We start from the raw sequence: 16219 nt of genomic DNA on the forward strand, positions 1-16219 counted from the left end.
TGAAACGCCGGCGTGCTGCAGTCATGCTGATCTCTACTTTCAGTAGACCCCCATTTTAAGAGGGCCCACTGTCCGAGAACTCCGCGGCAGCTCAGCAGGTCCTCGCCGATCACTGTCCAGTAGCGCATTCCAGAAGGCATCTGGACTGGAAAAGTTCGCATAGTCATCTCCTAGGCCAATCATGGCCGTCATCTCGACGAACACATGACCGACACACGGAGAGAACCCGTCGCCCACCAAACAAGCGATCCAACTTGTGCCACAGTCCACTACAGGGGATTAAACCCCCATAGAACCAAGGAAGTGGAACACCCAGCGGCTCAACCTTTGCCTGTCACCGAAAGGAAGAGGACAAGCGCAGCAGTTGCCCACATCGGCCCGGCCTCCCTTGCCGCAAGTGGGCGGACGGGACGAGGCGGTATTGCCAGAAAGTAGTAGGAGTAGTAGTAGTAGTCTTGTTACTACTACTACTCCTACTACTTTTTGAGGTTGTCGCCGTGGCGTTGAGTGTGAAAGACCGCGTGTTTGCTGCTGCCGAGCAGATCAGTGCCGAGCGCCGGCCCACCGTCTCGACGGTGCGGGCGGCGGCGGGTGTGAGCAACGCCGACGCCACCCGGTACCTGAAGGAGTGGGTGGAAGAGAAGCAGGCCGCAGGCGGCCGTCTCGCCGCGACGCCGGCGGCGGTGCTGGAACAGGCCGCGCGCCTGGCCGGGGCCTGCTGGGCCGAAGCCTCCACTGTGGCGGATGAGCGGCACGCCGCCGCGGAAGGGCTCTGGGCGCAGGAGAAGAAGGACCTTGGGGTGGAGATCTCCGAACTCGTCGCCGACCTGGACAAGGTCACCGCGGAGAAAGACGCCGCCGTCACCGAACTCACCGCCAGGATCACCGCCCTGGAAAATCAGGCCGCGGAGCTTCAGGGGCAGTTGGAGCAGGCACGCGCGGCCGAACAGCAGGCCGCCAGCACCGCAGCCGACGCCGCGGCCAGGGTCGCCGCTGCCGAGGCCCGGGCCGAGACCCTGCAAAGAGCGCACGACGCGCTCCTGCAGCGCATCGTGCCGGAAACCCCGGACAAGAACGGCCAGGACAGGGGCCAGAAAACCCACTAGCGGAGCCCGCCGGCGTTGAGCGGGGGCGGGAGGGGACTCTCCCCGGGCTTCCCGGACCATTTGACGTGTGGCAACAGGCCCTTCATGGAACCGCTGACTCTCGTGAACTTCGTGCCGTCACTGACAACGCGGACGGGCCTCGACGAATCTCTTGGGGGCCCGTATCCCGGGCCCGGTTCTGGCTACTGTCCCCAGCCGGATAAATCATCGCTGTGGGCGGCTGCTGGTCCGGCGATCTCGATGCCGGCGAGGCCGCCACCGCGCCCTTCCGGTCATTGGGCACGGTCATCGCCGATGTTTTCGCGGCCAACCCGTACGCGGGGTGGCAGCAGGCGCTCGACCCGCTGTACCCGCGGGGCGTGCACAATTATTTTCGCTCGGCATTTCTGCGCACCGCCGACGACGGGTCCGTGCGCGTGCTGCTGGACTCGTTTGCGGCATTGCCCAACGCCATGGCGGAGATTCACCTGCACCACCTTGGCGGCGCGGTGGGCCGGGTTCCGGCCGACGCAACGGCCTTCGCAGTCCGCGATCAGGAATTCCTCGTCGATGTTATTGCCCGCACGCCGGCGGCGGCAGGCTTCACGGATGTCGTCGAATGGGCCCGGGGGGGTGACGTCCGCGCTCGGCCCGGACGCAGCGGCCTACGTGAACTTCACCGGTGAAGCGAATACGGCGCTCGTCCGGGCATCGTATCCGGCGGATACCTACCGGCGGCTCGTGGAATTGATGAACGAATACGATCCCACCAATCTGTTCCGGTTGAACCAGAACATCGCCCCCACGGTGTGAGGGCATTGCCATCGTTGGATTTGATTCCGTGCCCTGAAATTCCCCGTCCCCATGTGAGCAAGCGGATGCCATGATAGGTACAGCCCTGACCGTTTCAGAGACGGTGTTCGACTGAATCGCAACGAGGGGCAGGCAAGAGCGAGGAGAAGCGAAATGCGTGCGAGTAGTCCCATCAGGGGTAATCCCTGGCCGCATGACATGGCCATCGCCGTAGATGAGCATCCCCTGTCCCTGAATTTGCTCCTGTTCATCCGGCACGCGTGGTCGATTGCTGCCGATGTTGAGATACCGGGGCTCAGACCGGACCCGGACCCGGGGGCGTCCAGGCTGCCGGAGTCAGCCGGCGTCGCCGAATGGGAAGACCGCTGGCGGATTGCCTGGAAGCGGGCATGGGACTGGTACAAAATTGAGGATCCTGACCGGATGAAGCACCCGACGACGGAGATCATGCGGCAAGTTTTACGGCCGGCCCAGGACCTTCATCCGCTTATCCCTCCGATCTGGACCACGGAATACGGCTGGAACGGGCTGGACCGCGACGCCTTCAACGCCTGGGACAGGGATTTGAGCCCGGGCATTCCCACTGACGCGGAACGCCAGAGCCTGCCGGACTTGATCCCTGCGTGGGAGGGCGGCCTGGACACCGTCATCGTGCTGCCGTATGCGGGCTATTTTGCCCAGCGCATCAGCCGCCGCCACCTCGCAGTATCGGCCGAAACCAGAAATGATCCGGAGGCCTACCGCAGGGCGTTGCGGGCCGGGATGTGACGACAGGGGTCCTCGTCTGGAATCCGCTTGCCGCTGTACCTGGCGCAACGCTCGACGAAATTCATGCAGTCATGGCGCGAGAGAATGAGTCCTTGCCGCACCGGCGGTCCTTGCGTGGGCGGTCATCGGGGTGTTCCTCGCGGCGCTGGTCCTCATCGGGGCACTGGTGGGGCCTGATTCTCGGGTGAACACTGTGGTCCTACTCGATCTGCTGCTTATCGTGCCTAAGCAGATCAGGTCTAGGCTCTGGCCAAGAGTTTGACCCCGTCCGGCGCAGTTCCCCAGTAGGCGACACGTGCCGGTAGAGCCTCAGGCGGGTGATGCCGAGTTCGGTGCAGAGTTCGCTGACTTTTATTCCGGGCTTGCCCATGAAGGCCATGGCCAGGCGGACTTTTGCGGGGGTCATCTTGTACCCATGTGGCGCGGGTGCCGGCCGAGCCGGTCCAGCTTCCAGACGACCAGGGTGTCCCCGTGGCGCAGGGCTTTGCCGGCTGGGGCCGGTCGTACTTCTTCCCGGAGGCCCTGTCCTCCTAGGTTTGTCAGGCCAGTCTCACGAACGGTCGTTTACGGACAGCAGTCCAGCAGTCCGGCGCCAAAGGGAAACCCGTCGATGCACTGGGCCTGCAAATGGCATCCGCTGGTTAGCGGCCGTTGTACTCGTCATCTGTGATGTGCTCGTTCCAAGTGGTCGTCTTGGACGGGTCTTCACCGTTTTGGAGCATGGCAATGTGTTCCATGAAGCAGCCGGGGGCGGCCGCGTGCCAATGCTCCTCGCCGGGTGGGGTGTAGATCGTCTGGCCGGGGTGGACTTCGATGATCTTTCCGTCCCGGGTACCGAAACGGCCCACACCTTGGGTGACGCGTAGGTACTGGCCGTGCTGGTGCGAGTGCCAGGCGGTACGGGCCCCGGGCGCGAAGCCGGACGGTCGCGACGACCATCGTCTGCTCGCCCTCGTGGGGAAGCGCGATTGGATCCAGCCACACGTCGCCAGCGAATTGGGCCTCCGGGTTTTTCGAGGTGGGCACGGAGGGTTCAATATTCATGATTTTCCTTACTTGTTGTCTGTGAAGAGTTGCTTGGCTACGCCCATCGCAGCCATGCCCTTAGGCCAGCCTGCGTAGAGCGTGACGTGGGTGACGGCTTCGATGAGCTCCTCCTGGGTCACGCCGTTGTCGATGGCGCGACCGAGGTGGAAACCCAACTGGTCGGTGTTCCCTCCAGCGGTAAGCACGGCCACGGTGATGAGGCTGCGGTCCCGTGCGGCGAGTTCAGACCGGTTCCAGACGTCCTCGAAGAGCACGTCGTCGGTGAGCTCTGCAAGCTTCGGAGCGAAGTCGCCGAAGATCTTTCGGCCGCCTCCGAGTTGCTTGGGCTGGTCAGTCATGATGGTCCTTCTTTCCGTTGGAATCTGAAGTGGTCGGTTGTTCCTAAGACGGTCAGTCGATGATTTCGACGCCGGTGAGGCGTTGTTCTTCGACATCGAGCCTGGTCTGAAGTCGCCGGGCGACGGTGTCATCGACCGTGCCAGCGAGGCGGAGCTGCAGTAGTACTTCCCGCTTCCGCTCCAGTACGGCTTGGCGGAGCGTCGTTTCCTCCTGGCGCGATTGCGTAGTGGTCGCCGGATCGGAACCGGCTTTCAGCGCCTGTGTGACCGACATATGGGATCGATACTCGTCCGCGAGGCGTCCGCGGACCTCTGCGCTGGTCCCGAGTTCGTGAGCGAGTTGATCGACGGCGGAGACGGCGGCGGCAGCGATGGCCAGTTCGGCCAGGCGGAGTTCTTCCTCCTCTGGCTCATCGGGAAGCTTGGCCCAGCGGACCACCGTGGGCAGTATTGGGCCTTGGATCAGCATGGTCAGCACGATCACGCCGGCGCTGATGAAGATGATGTCGTCGCGTCCGGGGAGGGGGGTGCCGTCATTGAGTGCTGACGGCACGGACAGGGCGATGGTGAGGGCGATGGCGAGGGAGACGGCTCCGCGGAAGCCGGCAATGGAGCTGACAATTCGGGCCCGGTAGCCCATCCTGCGCTGGCGTTGGGAGGGGCGGCGGTCCAGGACCCGGATGACGGCAATGCTGAGGGTTTGGAACACGAACCGGATGATGATTAGCGCCAGCCACACGGCAACTGTCTGACGGCGTGACGCTGCAGTGCTGATCCGGCTGGAGGTGAAGGAGATGATCAGCCCGGCAGCAACAACGGCCAGCACGCCCGAGGCTCCAACTGCTTCAGCGAGCAGGAATGCAGCGAACGGCGTGATCAGCAGGACGATGTTGATGATGAGCGGGTCGCGTACCCGGACCAGGAGCAGGTAGGCTGCACCGGCGACCAGGATTCCGGCGACCGCCCCTCCAACATAGGAGAGGGCGAAGAGGCCGACGATATCGATGGGCGTGTAGCTGCCGCCAAGTGTCGCGCCCACGGCGATGGCGTACAGCACCAGGGCTGTACCGTCATTGGTCAGGCTCTCCGCCTTGAGGAGCATGAAGTTCCGGCGCGGCAGCATCCGGCCCAGGGCCGCGACCGCCGTCGCGTCCGGCGGAGCGAGAGCCGCGCCGAGGATAAGTGCAGCGTTCCACGGCAGACAAAGGAGGTTTGCCACGCCGGCCACGGCCATTGCGGTGGCAACCACCAGCAGGGTGCTGAGCAAGACGATGCCGCGCAGATCCCGCCGGATCGACCGGAGTGAGGTGGTCAGGCTCTCCCAGAACAGCATGACCGGCAGGAAGATCAGCAGCACCGTCTCCGGTGGCAGCTCGATCTGCCGCAGCTGCGGGACGAAGCCAAGGACAAGACCGAAGACGAGCAGCAGCAAGGGCGCGGCGACACGGAGTCTGGGAGCCAGGATCGCGCCCGCGAGGACGGTCACGCCCAGGAGTACGACGGTTTCCAGGCCCTCCATGGCATCTCCGTTCGATCTGTGTGTTCTTAGCTCCCGCCAAATGGGCGGGCGGGGTGGGACTCACCATGTGGATGCGACTGTGCGTGCTATGACCCATTCGTCTCCGCGGGGTTCGAACCAGGAGCGCAACGTCAGTCGCCAGGTGGCCCTGGATCCCCAGATCGTGGCGTCGGTGAGTGTGCGGGTGGTCAAACCGGGCGTGGTCCCTTCCGTGCCGATGGTGGCCTCGACTGTTTCCATCCGAAGGTACTGCATCTGGCGGGTTTCGATGGCATCAAGCCATTCCGACTTTGACTGGACGTATCCGGTCATGTGCGTAAGGGTAAATTCGTCGGTCAGGATGCTCTCCAGCGCGGCCACGTCCCCGGCCACCATCGCCTCGCACAGCGCTTCATGGAGCGCTCTAACCGCCGCTGCGGTCACGTCTGTCACCGCCGTCGTGCCACTGGCGTCAGCTCGTGGGTGCCGTAGCTGTTGTCCTCGGGGTTGACGGTCACTCCGGGTGCGACGAGCTGATCGATGCGGGCCAGAACGTCGGTAGACAGGGTGACGTCGGCGGCCGGCAGGTAGGACTCGAGCTGTTCCATGGTGCGCGGTCCGACGATGGCTGCCGTGACGTCGGGGTGGTTGAGCACGAACGCGATGGCCAGCTCGATCAGGGTCAGCCGGTTTGTTCGGCGAGCTGGGCGAGTTCTTCGACGATGTCGAGCTTGCGCTGGTTGGCGGGGCTGCTCATGTCGAACCGGGCGTTCGGACGCGCGGCAGAGGTGGGTGCGGACGCCGAGTCTTTGCGCCGGCGCCCTGAGAGCCACCCGCCGCTGAGCGGGCTGTAGGTGAGGGTGCCCATGCCGTGGCGTTGCGCCGCCGGGAGGATGTCCTCCTCGATGCCGCGGACCAGGATCGAGTAGGGCGGCTGCTCGGTGACGAACCGCTCCAAATTGCGTTCCCGGGACGCCCACTGGGCTTCCACGATCTGGGATCCTGAGTACGACGAGGAGCCGATGTAACGGACCTTTCCCTGGCGGACGAGGTCGGTGAGCGCGCCGAGGGTTTCCTCGACGTCGGTATCGGGGCTGGGCCGGTGGACCTGGTAGAGGTCGATGTAGTCGGTGTTCAGGCGGCGGAGGGAGTTTTCGACCTCGCGGATGATCCAGCGGCGGGATCCGCCGCGCTGGTGGGGGTCCTCGCTCATGGGCATTAAGAACTTCGTGGCAAGGAACACGTCATCACGCCGGCCCTGCAGTGCCTGTCCGACGATTTCCTCGGATGCGCCGCCGGAGTAGACGTCGGCGGTGTCGATGAAGTTGATGCCGGCGTCGAGTGCGCGGTGGATTATGCGGATGGAGTCCGCGGTGTCGTTGTTGCCCCAAGGGCCGAACATCATCGCACCGAGGCACAAGGGGCTGACCTGCACACCGGTGCGGCCACGGGGACGGTATTCCATGGTGGTTCCTTCTCTCTGTCTTTGGCTTCGGGGGTCTCAGGCTTCCGGGATGACCATAGCGAAGCGCTCCTCGCGGGCCTCGTCCGGGTCTGGTCCGTTGCGGATGGTGCGGTCGAAGACCTTGCCAGGTTCGATGGTTCCGTTGAGCACGAGAGGCAGCAGTTCCTCGATGTACGCGCGAGCGGGTGCGACGCCGCCGGTGAGGGTGATGTTGCGCATGAACTCGGGGAATCCGAGCGGAACTTCGGTGAACTGCGGTGCGCCGACGCGGCTGATGACACCGCCGTCGCGGACGGCGCCGATCGCCATCTCGATCGCCGGCTTGAGACCCACAGCTTCGAGCACGACGTGGGTTCCGTCGCCCTTGGTGAGTTCCCTGACCTTGGCGATGCCCTCTTCTCCGCGTTCGGAGACGACGTCGGTGGCACCGAATTCGCGGCCGAGGTCGGTACGGGCCTCGTGGCGGACCATGAGGATGATGCGCGAGGCGCCCATGAGCTTGGCGGAGAGAACGGCGGAGAGGCCGACTGCGCCGTCGCCGATCACGGTGACTGTCTGGCCGGGCTTGATGCTGGCCTTCTTGGCCGCGTGGTATCCGGTCGACATGACATCGGAGAGGCTCAGCAGTGACGGGATCAGCTTCTCATCAAAGCCGGCGGGGACGACGACGAGGGTGCCGGATGCCTGCGGGACCCGGGCGAATTCGCCCTGGCCGCCGTCGTCGTGGCCGCCCCAGTGCGCACCGTGGCGGCAGGAGGTCTGCAGACCCTCCTTGCAGAAGTCGCAGGCGCCGTCGGAGGCGACGAACGGAGCGATGACAAAGTCACCCACCGCCAGGCCGGTCACCTCGGACCCGAGTTCCTCGACGATGCCGACGAACTCGTGGCCCATGCGGGAGCCTTCAGCGGACTCCGGCCTGGAGGCATATGGCCACAGGTCGCTGCCGCAGATGCAGCCGGCGACGATGCGCACGATGGCGTCCGTGGGCTCCTGAAGGGTGGGGTTGGGAACGGTTTCGACGCGCACGTCGCCGGCGCCGTACATCAGTGTTGCTCGCATGTTGAGATTCCTCACTCAGTTGTCGGACGGTTTCCAGTCAACACCGGTCACGCACTTCTTGGGAGTCACGGCTGATCAGGGTATCGACAGGACCCCCTTTAAGGGGTTGGTGGTTCAGCGGGTGGTCTCGGCCAGGGCCACGGGCCGCGGGCAACGTCCGAGTGCGGCGCTCGGCCAATTCTGCGGGCAGGATGAGTGCCGCAGCGACAGCCAAGGCAAGGAGCAGAAGGATGCTGCCCGTGGTGAGCGCGGCGCTGACCTGCGCGGCCAGGTGCGCCTTAACCGGCCCAGAAGGGACGGTAGCTGCGGCCGCGACCGCAATACCGAGCCCGAGGCAGGTACCGACCTGGTGGAAGGTGTTCACCAGGCCCGATGCCGCTCCGGCGTCGGCCGCGGGGGCGCCGATGATGCCGAACGAGGTCAGGGGCGCAAACGCGAGGCCCTGGCCCGCGCCAATGAGGACCATCGGCAGGGCCACCCCAGTCAGGTATGCGGAGTCGACTCCGACGCGGCTGATCCAGAACATCCCGGCAAGAGTGACCAGGATGCCCGCCACGATTGGAATGGAACCCGGCATCCGCCCTACCAGCCGTGGGATGCTCATCGCGACGGCGAAGTTGACCGCCGTCATGGGCAGGAATCCCATGCCGGCCTGCAGGGGGTCGAAGCCCAGTACTTCCTGCAGGAACTGGGTGGTGAAAAAGAAGAATGCGATCATTGCGCCCAGGTACAGAAAGCGCGCAATGTAGGCGCCGGTTCGGCGGCGGCACGCGAACAGCCGCAACGGCATAATCGGCTGGGCCACCCGGCGCTCGATCAGCACGAACACGACCAGCAGCACGACGCCGGCGCTGACGGCTGTGACCGTCACCGGGGAAGTCCATCCCGCATCGACGGTGTTGATGATGCCGAACACGAGAGCGCCGACACCCAGCGTGGCACTGAGCGCGCCGAAAACGTCGAAGCGGCCACGGGCCCGGCCTGATTCCGGGAGGAACCGCGGCGCCAGTGCGATCATCGCGGCGCCGATGGGTACGTTGACAAAGAACCCGGCCCGCCAGGAGATCCAGTGCGCCAGCGCCCCGCCGATGACCAGGCCAAGGCTCGCACCGATCCCTGCGGTCGCACCGTACAAAGCGACGGCCCGGGTGCGCCCACGGCCCTCCGGGAAGCTCGCCGTGAGCAGGGACAGCGAGGCGGGCGCGACGATCGCAGCCCCGATACCCTGCACTGCCCGGCCGGCGATCGCCCACCAGCCCGCCGGCGACAGTCCGATCAGCAGTGACGCGATCGAGAACACCACCAGTCCGAAGACGAAGACCCGCCGGCGTCCGAGCAGGTCTCCTGCCCGGGCTCCGAGGAGCAGCTGGCCGCCGAAGACCAGCGTGTACGCATCCTGAACCCAGGAGAGCTCACCGGTGCTCAGCTGCAGATCTGCCTGCAGGCTCGGCAGGGCGGTGAAGATGACCGAGTTGTCCAGCAGGATCATGAAGTAGCTGGCGAGAATGATCGCCAGGATCGCCGCCGGGTGGGCAGTGGGTGCAGGTTTCATGCCTTCCATGCAACCGTGATTTCCTTACGGTTGGGAGTCACGGCCCTTCCGGGTACTACCAGTGCCTCCCTCGAGCATCAGCCGCCGCGTAGCGTGGATGCCATGACACCCAGTGACGACGTGCAGAAGTTCCTGACCTCCCGCCGAGCCAGAATCACGCCGGAGGAGGCAGGACTGCCCCTCTACGGCGGCAACCGCCGAGTGACCGGGCTGCGCCGCGAGGAAGTCGCGATGCTCGCCGGGATGAGCGTCGACTACTACGTCCGCCTGGAGCGCGGAAACCTCTCCGGCGCCTCCGACAGCGTCATCGAGGCACTCGCCCGGGCCCTGAAGCTCGACGATGCCGAAACGGCCCACCTTTTCGACCTCGCCCGTGCCGCTACCGCTTCCCCCCGGGTGCGGCGCAAGCGCAGCCCGCAGACGGTGCGGCCGAGCGTGCAGCGCGTCATCGACGCGATCACGGCCGCACCGGCCTGGGTCCGTAACGACCGCGGCGATGTCCTGGCCGCCAACGAGCTGGGCTGCGCCCTTTACCTGGACTTAATGGCCGAACAAACCACCCCGCCGAACAGCGCACGGTTCACCTTCCTGAACCCTAAAGCGCAGGAGTTCTTCGCCGATTGGGAACGCGCAGCGGACGACGTCGTCGCCGTCCTGCGGTCCACAGCCGGAAAAACCCCCTACGACAAAGACCTCACGGACCTGATCGGTGAACTCTCAACCCGCAGCGAGGAGTTCCGCACCCGGTGGGCCCGGCACGATGTGAAGTACCACCGGACCGGCCGGAAACGGCTCCACCACCCGATCGTCGGAGATCTTGACTTGAGCTTCGAGGCCCTGGAACTGCCCGGGGACCCGGGACTGCGCATCAACGTGTACACAGCAGACCCCGGGACACCCTCCGAGGACGCGCTGAAAGTCCTGGCGAGCTGGGCCGCCACCCAGCGCGAAGCCATAGCGGCCGCGGTCAAGGAGAAGAAATGAACCACCGTCCCTCCACTGTCCTGATCGTCGGTGCCACCGGGAGCATCGGCCGCCACGCCGTGGGCGAGGCGCTGCAACGGGGGTACACCGTCCGTGCGCTCGTGCGCGACCACGCCCGCGCAGTCCGCGTGCTCCCGGACGGGGTGGACCTGGTTATCGGGGACCTCACCCGTCCCGAAACCCTCAGCACGGCCGTCGATGGAGTCGACGCGATCGTGTTCACCCACGGATCCACCACCAGTGAACGCGACGTGCGGGATAACGACTACGCCGGCGTCGCCAATATCCTCAAGACGCTGGCCGGCCGCCGGACACGCATCGCGCTCATGACCGCTATCGGCACCACCCGACCCGGCGTCGCCTACGCCCAATGGAAGCTGCGCAGCGAGCGGCTCATCCGCGCCAGTGGCAACCCGTACACGATCGTGCGGCCCGGCTGGTTTGACTACAACCAACCCGACCAGCGGAAGATCGTCATGCTCCAGGGCGACAAACGACAATCCGGCTCACCCGCCGACGGCGTCATCGCCCGGGACCAGATCGCCCGCGTCCTCATCGACAGCCTTCACATCGATGCCGCCGACCACAAGACTTTCGAACTCATCGCCGACCCTGGACCGGAACAAGAGGACCTCACCAATGTCTTCGCCTCCCTGACGCCAGACTCAGTCGAATCTCTCGATGCAGCCGAAGACATCGTGGACCTCCCGACGGAGAGTGAGCCCGAAATGTTCCGTGACGACCTCGCCACAATCACAGCAGGAAGCCTCAAAGCCGGGGACTAAATCGGGGCTCCTACTCCGCACGACAGCCACGGGCCGCTATGAACACGGCCTGAGTGACCTGCCGGGCACCTAGCTGGACTCCGAGCACTGTACGGACGGCGACAGCGCCGCCGTGGTCGTCCGCGATACGTTGCATGCCGATCTTTTCGGCCACCCGACGTGAAGCAACGTTCTCTGGATGGATGATTGCGATGAGCTGTGGAACGTGCAGTACATCGCGCGCAAAATCCCGGCAGGCCGCGGCGGCTTCGGTCGCGCATCCACGTCCCTGGACATCGGGGCGCATGTGGTAGCCGACCTCCAGTTCGAAGCGGCCGTCGACCTCCTGCCAGGTCAGGCCGCAGTCACCCAGAAACATGCCGTCGTGGGTCTCCACGATCCATAGCCCGTAGCCGTGCTCGGGGTAGTTCGCTTCATTCCACGCTATCCACTGCGCAGCTTCCTCCCTGGACTTGGGAGCGGGGTAATACGTCATCACCGCCGGATCGCCGAGCAGCTCGCTCATGCTGTCGAGGTCCGCTGAAGTCATCTGACGGAATCGTAGTCGAGCAGTCTTGTGGGGAAGCACTCACAAAGCTTACAGATTCCAGGTGCTGCAGGGAGAAGCCGATGTCGCATCTTGGCGCTCGGTTGACCCTAACTACCCGTATAGAGAACCTTTTGTTTCTTGACGCGGCGCTTTACGCTTTAGAGAACAGTTTGTTTCTGTGAACGGGGCGGCCGTGAAGAACACGCAGGTCGAAGGTGGGCAGGTCCGGCCGTCTATCCGGGCGGCGCTCCCGGGCGTCCTGCTGGTCATGTTCCTCGGTGCCCTGGATCAGACGGTCATGGCCGCGGCGCTGCCCGCGGTGGCGGGTGACCTCAACGGCCTGGACCAGATGCCGGTCATCATCACCGGATACCTCGCCGCTGCGACGGCGGCCATGCCACTGACAGGCAAACTCGGCGATGTCCTGGGCCGGAAGCCGGTGCTGCAGGGCTCGCTGGTGCTGTTCATCCTCGGTGCCGTGCTGTGCGGGACGGCACAAACGGTTCCCGAACTCGTCGTCTACCGGGCCGTGCAGGGGCTCGGCGGCGGCGGGCTGATGATCGGCGCACAGTCGATCATCGGTGAACTGGTCAGCCCCCGCGAGCGCGGGCGCTATCTGGGCTATATCGGGGCGGCCTATGTCCTGGCCGTCGTCGCGGGGCCCCTGGCCGGGGGCGCCGCGGTCGACCGGCTGTCATGGCGCTGGATCTTCTATTCTTACGTCCCGCTGGGCCTGGCGGCACTGGCCGTAGTGTCGCTGACCCTGCACCTGCCCCAGATCGGGCGCGGCCGCCGGGCTGATTATGCCGGCGCCGCTTTCCTGTCGCTGGTCATTGTCACGGTCATCATGCTGTGCAGCGCGGCCGTCTATACCGGGCCGGCATGGCTGGCACCGCTTCTGGCTCTCACCGCGGCCGGTTCACTGACAGGATGGCTCATCACCGCGCTGAAGGCCCCCGACCCGGTTTTCGATCTGCGGCTGTTCCGCGACGCGGCATTCGCCCTGCCCGTCGCGATCAGTTTCCTCATCGGCTTTGCCATGTTCGCGGCCCTGAGCTATCTTCCGGCCTTCCTGCAGATCGGCATGGGCATGCCCGCCACTGCGTCCGGGTCCGTGCTGATCGCCCTGATGGGCGGGATCCTGCTGACCACGGTGCTTTCCGGGCAACTGATCCGCCGCAGCGGCCGCTACAAGCCGTACCCGGTCATCGGGACGGCGCTGGCGGCGGCGGGGATGTGGATGTTCAGCACTGTCACCGGCTCCGGCGGGCCCGGCCCCGTCCTGGTTGCCATGCTCGTGCTCGGACTCGGGATCGGCCTGGTCATGCAGGTAATGATCCTTATCGTGCAGAACACGGTGGATGTCCGGAATCTTGGATCAGCCACGGCGGCGGTCACGTTCCTGCGGCAGTTCGGCAGTTCCCTCGGCGTGGCCCTGCTCGGCTCCCTCATTGCCGCACGGTTCCGCCGCGTTCCGGGCCTGGCGGGAGGCCTGGGCGACAGGCTCAACGCCCTCACACCCCAGGGCCTCGCCGCCCTGCCACCGGGGGACAGGGCTGCAGTCAGGGACGCATTCGCCGCGGCCGTGCCGCCTGTCTTCGGCTACGCGGCCCTCCTGCTCGCCGGAGCATTCCTGTTGGCCCTGTTTCTGCCCGAGCGTGAGCTGCGTACGACGGCGCCCGCGGACCGGCCAGCGCCCGGCCCCGATGCTTCAACGAGCCAAACGAATACCGGAAGAACACGAGGAGCCCCGAATGACTGAAGAACGCACCCGTACCGGCCCGGCCAGTTCCGCCAGTTCCGCGAAGGCATTGGTTGCCGCCACCACCGACTTCGGTTCGGCGGACGTCGCCCTGGCCGGCGGCAAGGGCGCGAACCTGGGCGAACTGCTCCGGGCCGGGTTCCCGGTGCCGGACGGCTTTATCGTCACTACCGCCGCCTACGCCTCGATGCTGGAGGACACCGGCCCGGGCGGCACGCTCGCCGGGCTGCTTCAGGCCGGGGCCGACGGCGCGCGGATCCGGGAGGCGATTGGCTCGGTCCGCCTGCCGGAGCAGCTGCGCGGCACCATCACCGACGCCTACCGGCGGCTCGGCGCCGGGCCGGTGGCGGTCCGTTCCAGTGGCACTGCCGAAGACCTGCCCGGCGCTGCCTTTGCCGGGCAGCACGACACGTTCCTGAACATTCTGGGCGAGGATGCACTGATCCGGGCCATCACCGGCTGCTGGGCCTCGCTGTGGACTGACCGGGCCATCGCCTACCGCCACCGCCAGAAGATCCGGCCTGAGGATGTGGCGATTGCCGTCGTGGTCCAGAGCATGGTCTCCGCCGATGCGGCCGGCGTGATGTTTAGCGCCGATCCGCTCACCGGACGGCGGGACCGGATCCTCATCGATGCCGGTGCGGGCCTGGGCGAGGCCGTGGTCTCAGGACTGGTCACGCCCGAACACTACATCCTCGATTCCCACAACCGGGTCAGGGAATGGACGCCGGGAGGGCACGAGACGGTCATCCGTTCCACACCAAACGGCGGGACCGTCGAAACGGCCGGCCAGCCAGGCACCGGTCAGCTTCTTAGTAAGAGGCAGCTGGCCCGCCTGGCCGGAATCGCCCGGGCGGTCACGGTCCACTTCGGGACGCCGCAGGACATGGAATGGGCCGTGGCCGGAGGCCGGACGTATCTTCTGCAGGCCCGCCCGATGACGGCACTGCCGCAGGAGCCCCAGAAACTCAACGCGTTCCAGAAGAGGGTGGGGCCGTTCTTCGTCGAGATGTTCCAGGAGCGCCCTTACCCCCTGGACGTCTCCGGGTGGCTGCAACACAGCATCTTCGCCATGCTCCAGCGCATGGCCGGCAGCATCGGCGTCGCATTTCCCTCGGTGTCGGATGTGCTTCCTGAAGAAGACGGTGTGGTTCTCCGGCTGATCCCTCCCGTGCCCCGCCCGACCATCAGGGTCCTTGCCGCTCCGGCGTCGATCGCTGCGAGGGCACGCCGCTTCCGGCTCGCGAATTGGACCCGTGATGAGCGGTTGGCCGCGTTCCTCGCCGAAGTGGACCGGCTCAACGGCCGGGATCCACGGCAGCTGAACTGGCAACAGCTCCTCGGACACGTGCGGACCACATACGAGGCGCTGGGGCCGATCGTGGAATTGCGGGTCTCCTACCTTCCCGGCGTGTTGATATCGCAGCTGAAGCTGCGGCCGATGCTGCTCCTCCTGGGGAAACGGCACCTGGCACCGGCGCTGATCGCCGGCGCCGACACCCGCACCAGCCAGGCCAACCGCGAGCTGGAGCTCCTCGCCCACCTGGTGCGGGCGGATAAGAACCTGCGCGCATCCTTTGACCGACTCGCACCGGCGGAGCTGGTCCACCGTGTCTCCGGCGACCCCCTGTACGCGGAATTCAACCGTAGCTTCCGTGGCTTCCTCACCGAGTACGGTCACCGGGAAACCACCAGCGTAGTGCTGAGCAGTGCACCCACCTGGTCCGAAACCCCGGAGGTGGTTCTGGGTCTGGTGATAGTCCTGATCGGGGACCCGGGCAAGAAGACGGACCAGACCGGTGACGCGCTGCGCGAACTTTCCGCGCACCCGGCCTTGACGAACCCCGGGCTCCGGCGCCGCATCCTGGACACCGTAGACACGGCCAGGGCCGGGATGGCTTTCCGGGAAGATACGCACTTCTACGCCACGATGCTGCTTCCCCCGCTGCGGCGGGCCCTGCGCGAACTCGGCGAACGGCTGCGGACCGCCGGAGTGCTCGACGAGGCCCGGGACATCTTCCATCTGCGGTACGAAGAACTCCGCACCATCAACGACCCCCGCACCCTGCCGGCCGCCGACCGGGACCGCTACCGGCAAAAAGTGCTCGCCCGTGCCGCCAAACGGGCGGACCTGGCGGGCACCCCGCTCTTGGACCTCAACGCCCTCTTCCCCGAACATCCAGCCGATAGCAGCGCGCTGGTCACGGGTTCGGCCGCCAGCCGGGGCACCGCGACCGGTCCCGTGCGCATCATCGGCAGCCCGGCCGCGTTCGGCACCCTCCAGAGTGGGGAAATCCTGGTCTGCCCCTACACCAACCCCGCCTGGACCCCGCTGTTCCAGCGGGCCGCCGCGGTGGTCGTCGATACGGGCGGGATCGGCTCGCACGCGGCCATCGTCGCCCGCGAATACGGGATACCGGCAGTGATGGGAACCCGCAACGGCACCACCACCCTCACTAACGGGCAACAGGTCACCGTCAACGGCACCACCGGGACCGTCACCGCGGCCGGAAACGGGAGTTGAGATGGCCCGC

Annotated in this window: 15 protein-coding genes and 2 pseudogenes; 8 read left to right on the forward strand and 9 right to left on the reverse strand. The window is 65.9% G+C overall.

Annotated features, from left to right (window positions below; translation table 11 throughout):
• Window positions 1–497: 497 nt before the first annotated feature.
• The 4 genes from ABIB26_RS18145 to ABIB26_RS18160 all read left to right on the forward strand — a co-directional run bounded on the left by ABIB26_RS18145 (window position 498) and on the right by ABIB26_RS18160 (window position 2666).
• Window positions 498–1106 carry a DNA-binding protein gene (locus ABIB26_RS18145; RefSeq protein ID WP_354246244.1) on the forward strand — a complete coding sequence of 203 codons (609 nt, stop codon included), beginning with the start codon at window positions 498–500 and terminating at the stop codon, window positions 1104–1106.
• 212 nt (window positions 1107–1318) lie between these two features.
• Entirely contained in the window at window positions 1319–1771 is a 453-nt protein-coding gene (locus tag ABIB26_RS18150) for a hypothetical protein (protein WP_354246246.1), read from the forward strand.
• Window positions 1755–1898, forward strand: coding sequence for a BBE domain-containing protein (locus tag ABIB26_RS18155; protein WP_354246249.1), 144 nt, complete (start codon window positions 1755–1757; stop codon window positions 1896–1898). Before ABIB26_RS18150 ends, ABIB26_RS18155 begins: the two co-directional genes overlap by 17 nt.
• Window positions 1899–2096: 198 nt before the next feature.
• Window positions 2097–2666, forward strand: a complete 570-nt coding sequence (locus tag ABIB26_RS18160; protein ID WP_354246251.1) for a hypothetical protein — start codon at window positions 2097–2099, stop codon at window positions 2664–2666.
• Between the two features lie 402 nt (window positions 2667–3068).
• Here ABIB26_RS18160 and ABIB26_RS23785 read toward each other — a convergent pair whose 3' ends face one another.
• The 8 genes and pseudogenes from ABIB26_RS23785 to ABIB26_RS18200 form a co-directional block, all read right to left on the reverse strand.
• Window positions 3069–3209 carry a recombinase family protein gene (locus ABIB26_RS23785; protein WP_502913707.1) on the reverse strand — a complete coding sequence of 47 codons (141 nt, stop codon included), beginning with the start codon at window positions 3207–3209 and terminating at the stop codon, window positions 3069–3071.
• 98 nt (window positions 3210–3307) lie between these two features.
• Window positions 3308–3710 (reverse strand): annotated as a pseudogene (locus ABIB26_RS18170) ((R)-mandelonitrile lyase).
• 8 nt (window positions 3711–3718) lie between these two features.
• Complete coding sequence (locus ABIB26_RS18175) at window positions 3719–4051, reverse strand: carboxymuconolactone decarboxylase family protein (protein WP_354246254.1); 333 nt, start codon at window positions 4049–4051, stop codon at window positions 3719–3721.
• Window positions 4052–4103: 52 nt separating this feature from the next.
• Entirely contained in the window at window positions 4104–5570 is a 1467-nt protein-coding gene (locus tag ABIB26_RS18180; RefSeq protein ID WP_354246257.1) for a cation:proton antiporter domain-containing protein, read from the reverse strand.
• 60 nt (window positions 5571–5630) lie between these two features.
• Window positions 5631–5993: a nuclear transport factor 2 family protein gene (locus tag ABIB26_RS18185; RefSeq protein ID WP_354246260.1), complete on the reverse strand. Its 363-nt coding sequence runs from the start codon at window positions 5991–5993 to the stop codon at window positions 5631–5633.
• 5 nt (window positions 5994–5998) lie between these two features.
• Window positions 5999–7014 (reverse strand): annotated as a pseudogene (locus ABIB26_RS18190) (aldo/keto reductase).
• Window positions 7015–7050: 36 nt separating this feature from the next.
• Window positions 7051–8073: a zinc-binding dehydrogenase gene (locus ABIB26_RS18195; RefSeq protein ID WP_354246263.1), complete on the reverse strand. Its 1023-nt coding sequence runs from the start codon at window positions 8071–8073 to the stop codon at window positions 7051–7053.
• A 37-nt stretch (window positions 8074–8110) separates the two neighbouring features.
• Window positions 8111–9625, reverse strand: coding sequence for an MFS transporter (locus ABIB26_RS18200; RefSeq protein ID WP_354246266.1), 1515 nt, complete (start codon window positions 9623–9625; stop codon window positions 8111–8113).
• A gap of 102 nt (window positions 9626–9727) precedes the next feature.
• Here ABIB26_RS18200 and ABIB26_RS18205 point away from each other — a divergent pair, with 102 nt between their 5' ends.
• Both ABIB26_RS18205 and ABIB26_RS18210 read left to right on the forward strand, forming a co-directional pair.
• Window positions 9728–10609, forward strand: coding sequence for a helix-turn-helix transcriptional regulator (locus ABIB26_RS18205; RefSeq protein ID WP_354246269.1), 882 nt, complete (start codon window positions 9728–9730; stop codon window positions 10607–10609).
• Entirely contained in the window at window positions 10606–11394 is a 789-nt protein-coding gene (locus ABIB26_RS18210; RefSeq protein ID WP_354246272.1) for an SDR family oxidoreductase, read from the forward strand. Before ABIB26_RS18205 ends, ABIB26_RS18210 begins: the two co-directional genes overlap by 4 nt.
• A 10-nt stretch (window positions 11395–11404) precedes the next feature.
• Here ABIB26_RS18210 and ABIB26_RS18215 read toward each other — a convergent pair whose 3' ends face one another.
• Window positions 11405–11962 (reverse strand): GNAT family N-acetyltransferase, encoded by a 558-nt coding sequence (locus ABIB26_RS18215; protein WP_354246275.1) that lies wholly within the window; start codon window positions 11960–11962, stop codon window positions 11405–11407.
• A 154-nt stretch (window positions 11963–12116) separates the two neighbouring features.
• Here ABIB26_RS18215 and ABIB26_RS18220 point away from each other — a divergent pair, with 154 nt between their 5' ends.
• Together ABIB26_RS18220 and ABIB26_RS18225 are read left to right on the forward strand one after the other, a co-directional pair.
• Window positions 12117–13685: an MDR family MFS transporter gene (locus tag ABIB26_RS18220; RefSeq protein ID WP_354246278.1), complete on the forward strand. Its 1569-nt coding sequence runs from the start codon at window positions 12117–12119 to the stop codon at window positions 13683–13685.
• Window positions 13678–16209 (forward strand): PEP/pyruvate-binding domain-containing protein, encoded by a 2532-nt coding sequence (locus tag ABIB26_RS18225; RefSeq protein WP_354246281.1) that lies wholly within the window; start codon window positions 13678–13680, stop codon window positions 16207–16209. Before ABIB26_RS18220 ends, ABIB26_RS18225 begins: the two co-directional genes overlap by 8 nt.
• Window positions 16210–16219: the final 10 nt, after the last annotated feature.

Source organism: Arthrobacter sp. UYEF20 (genome assembly GCF_040546335.1).
Lineage (GTDB): Bacteria > Actinomycetota > Actinomycetes > Actinomycetales > Micrococcaceae > Arthrobacter.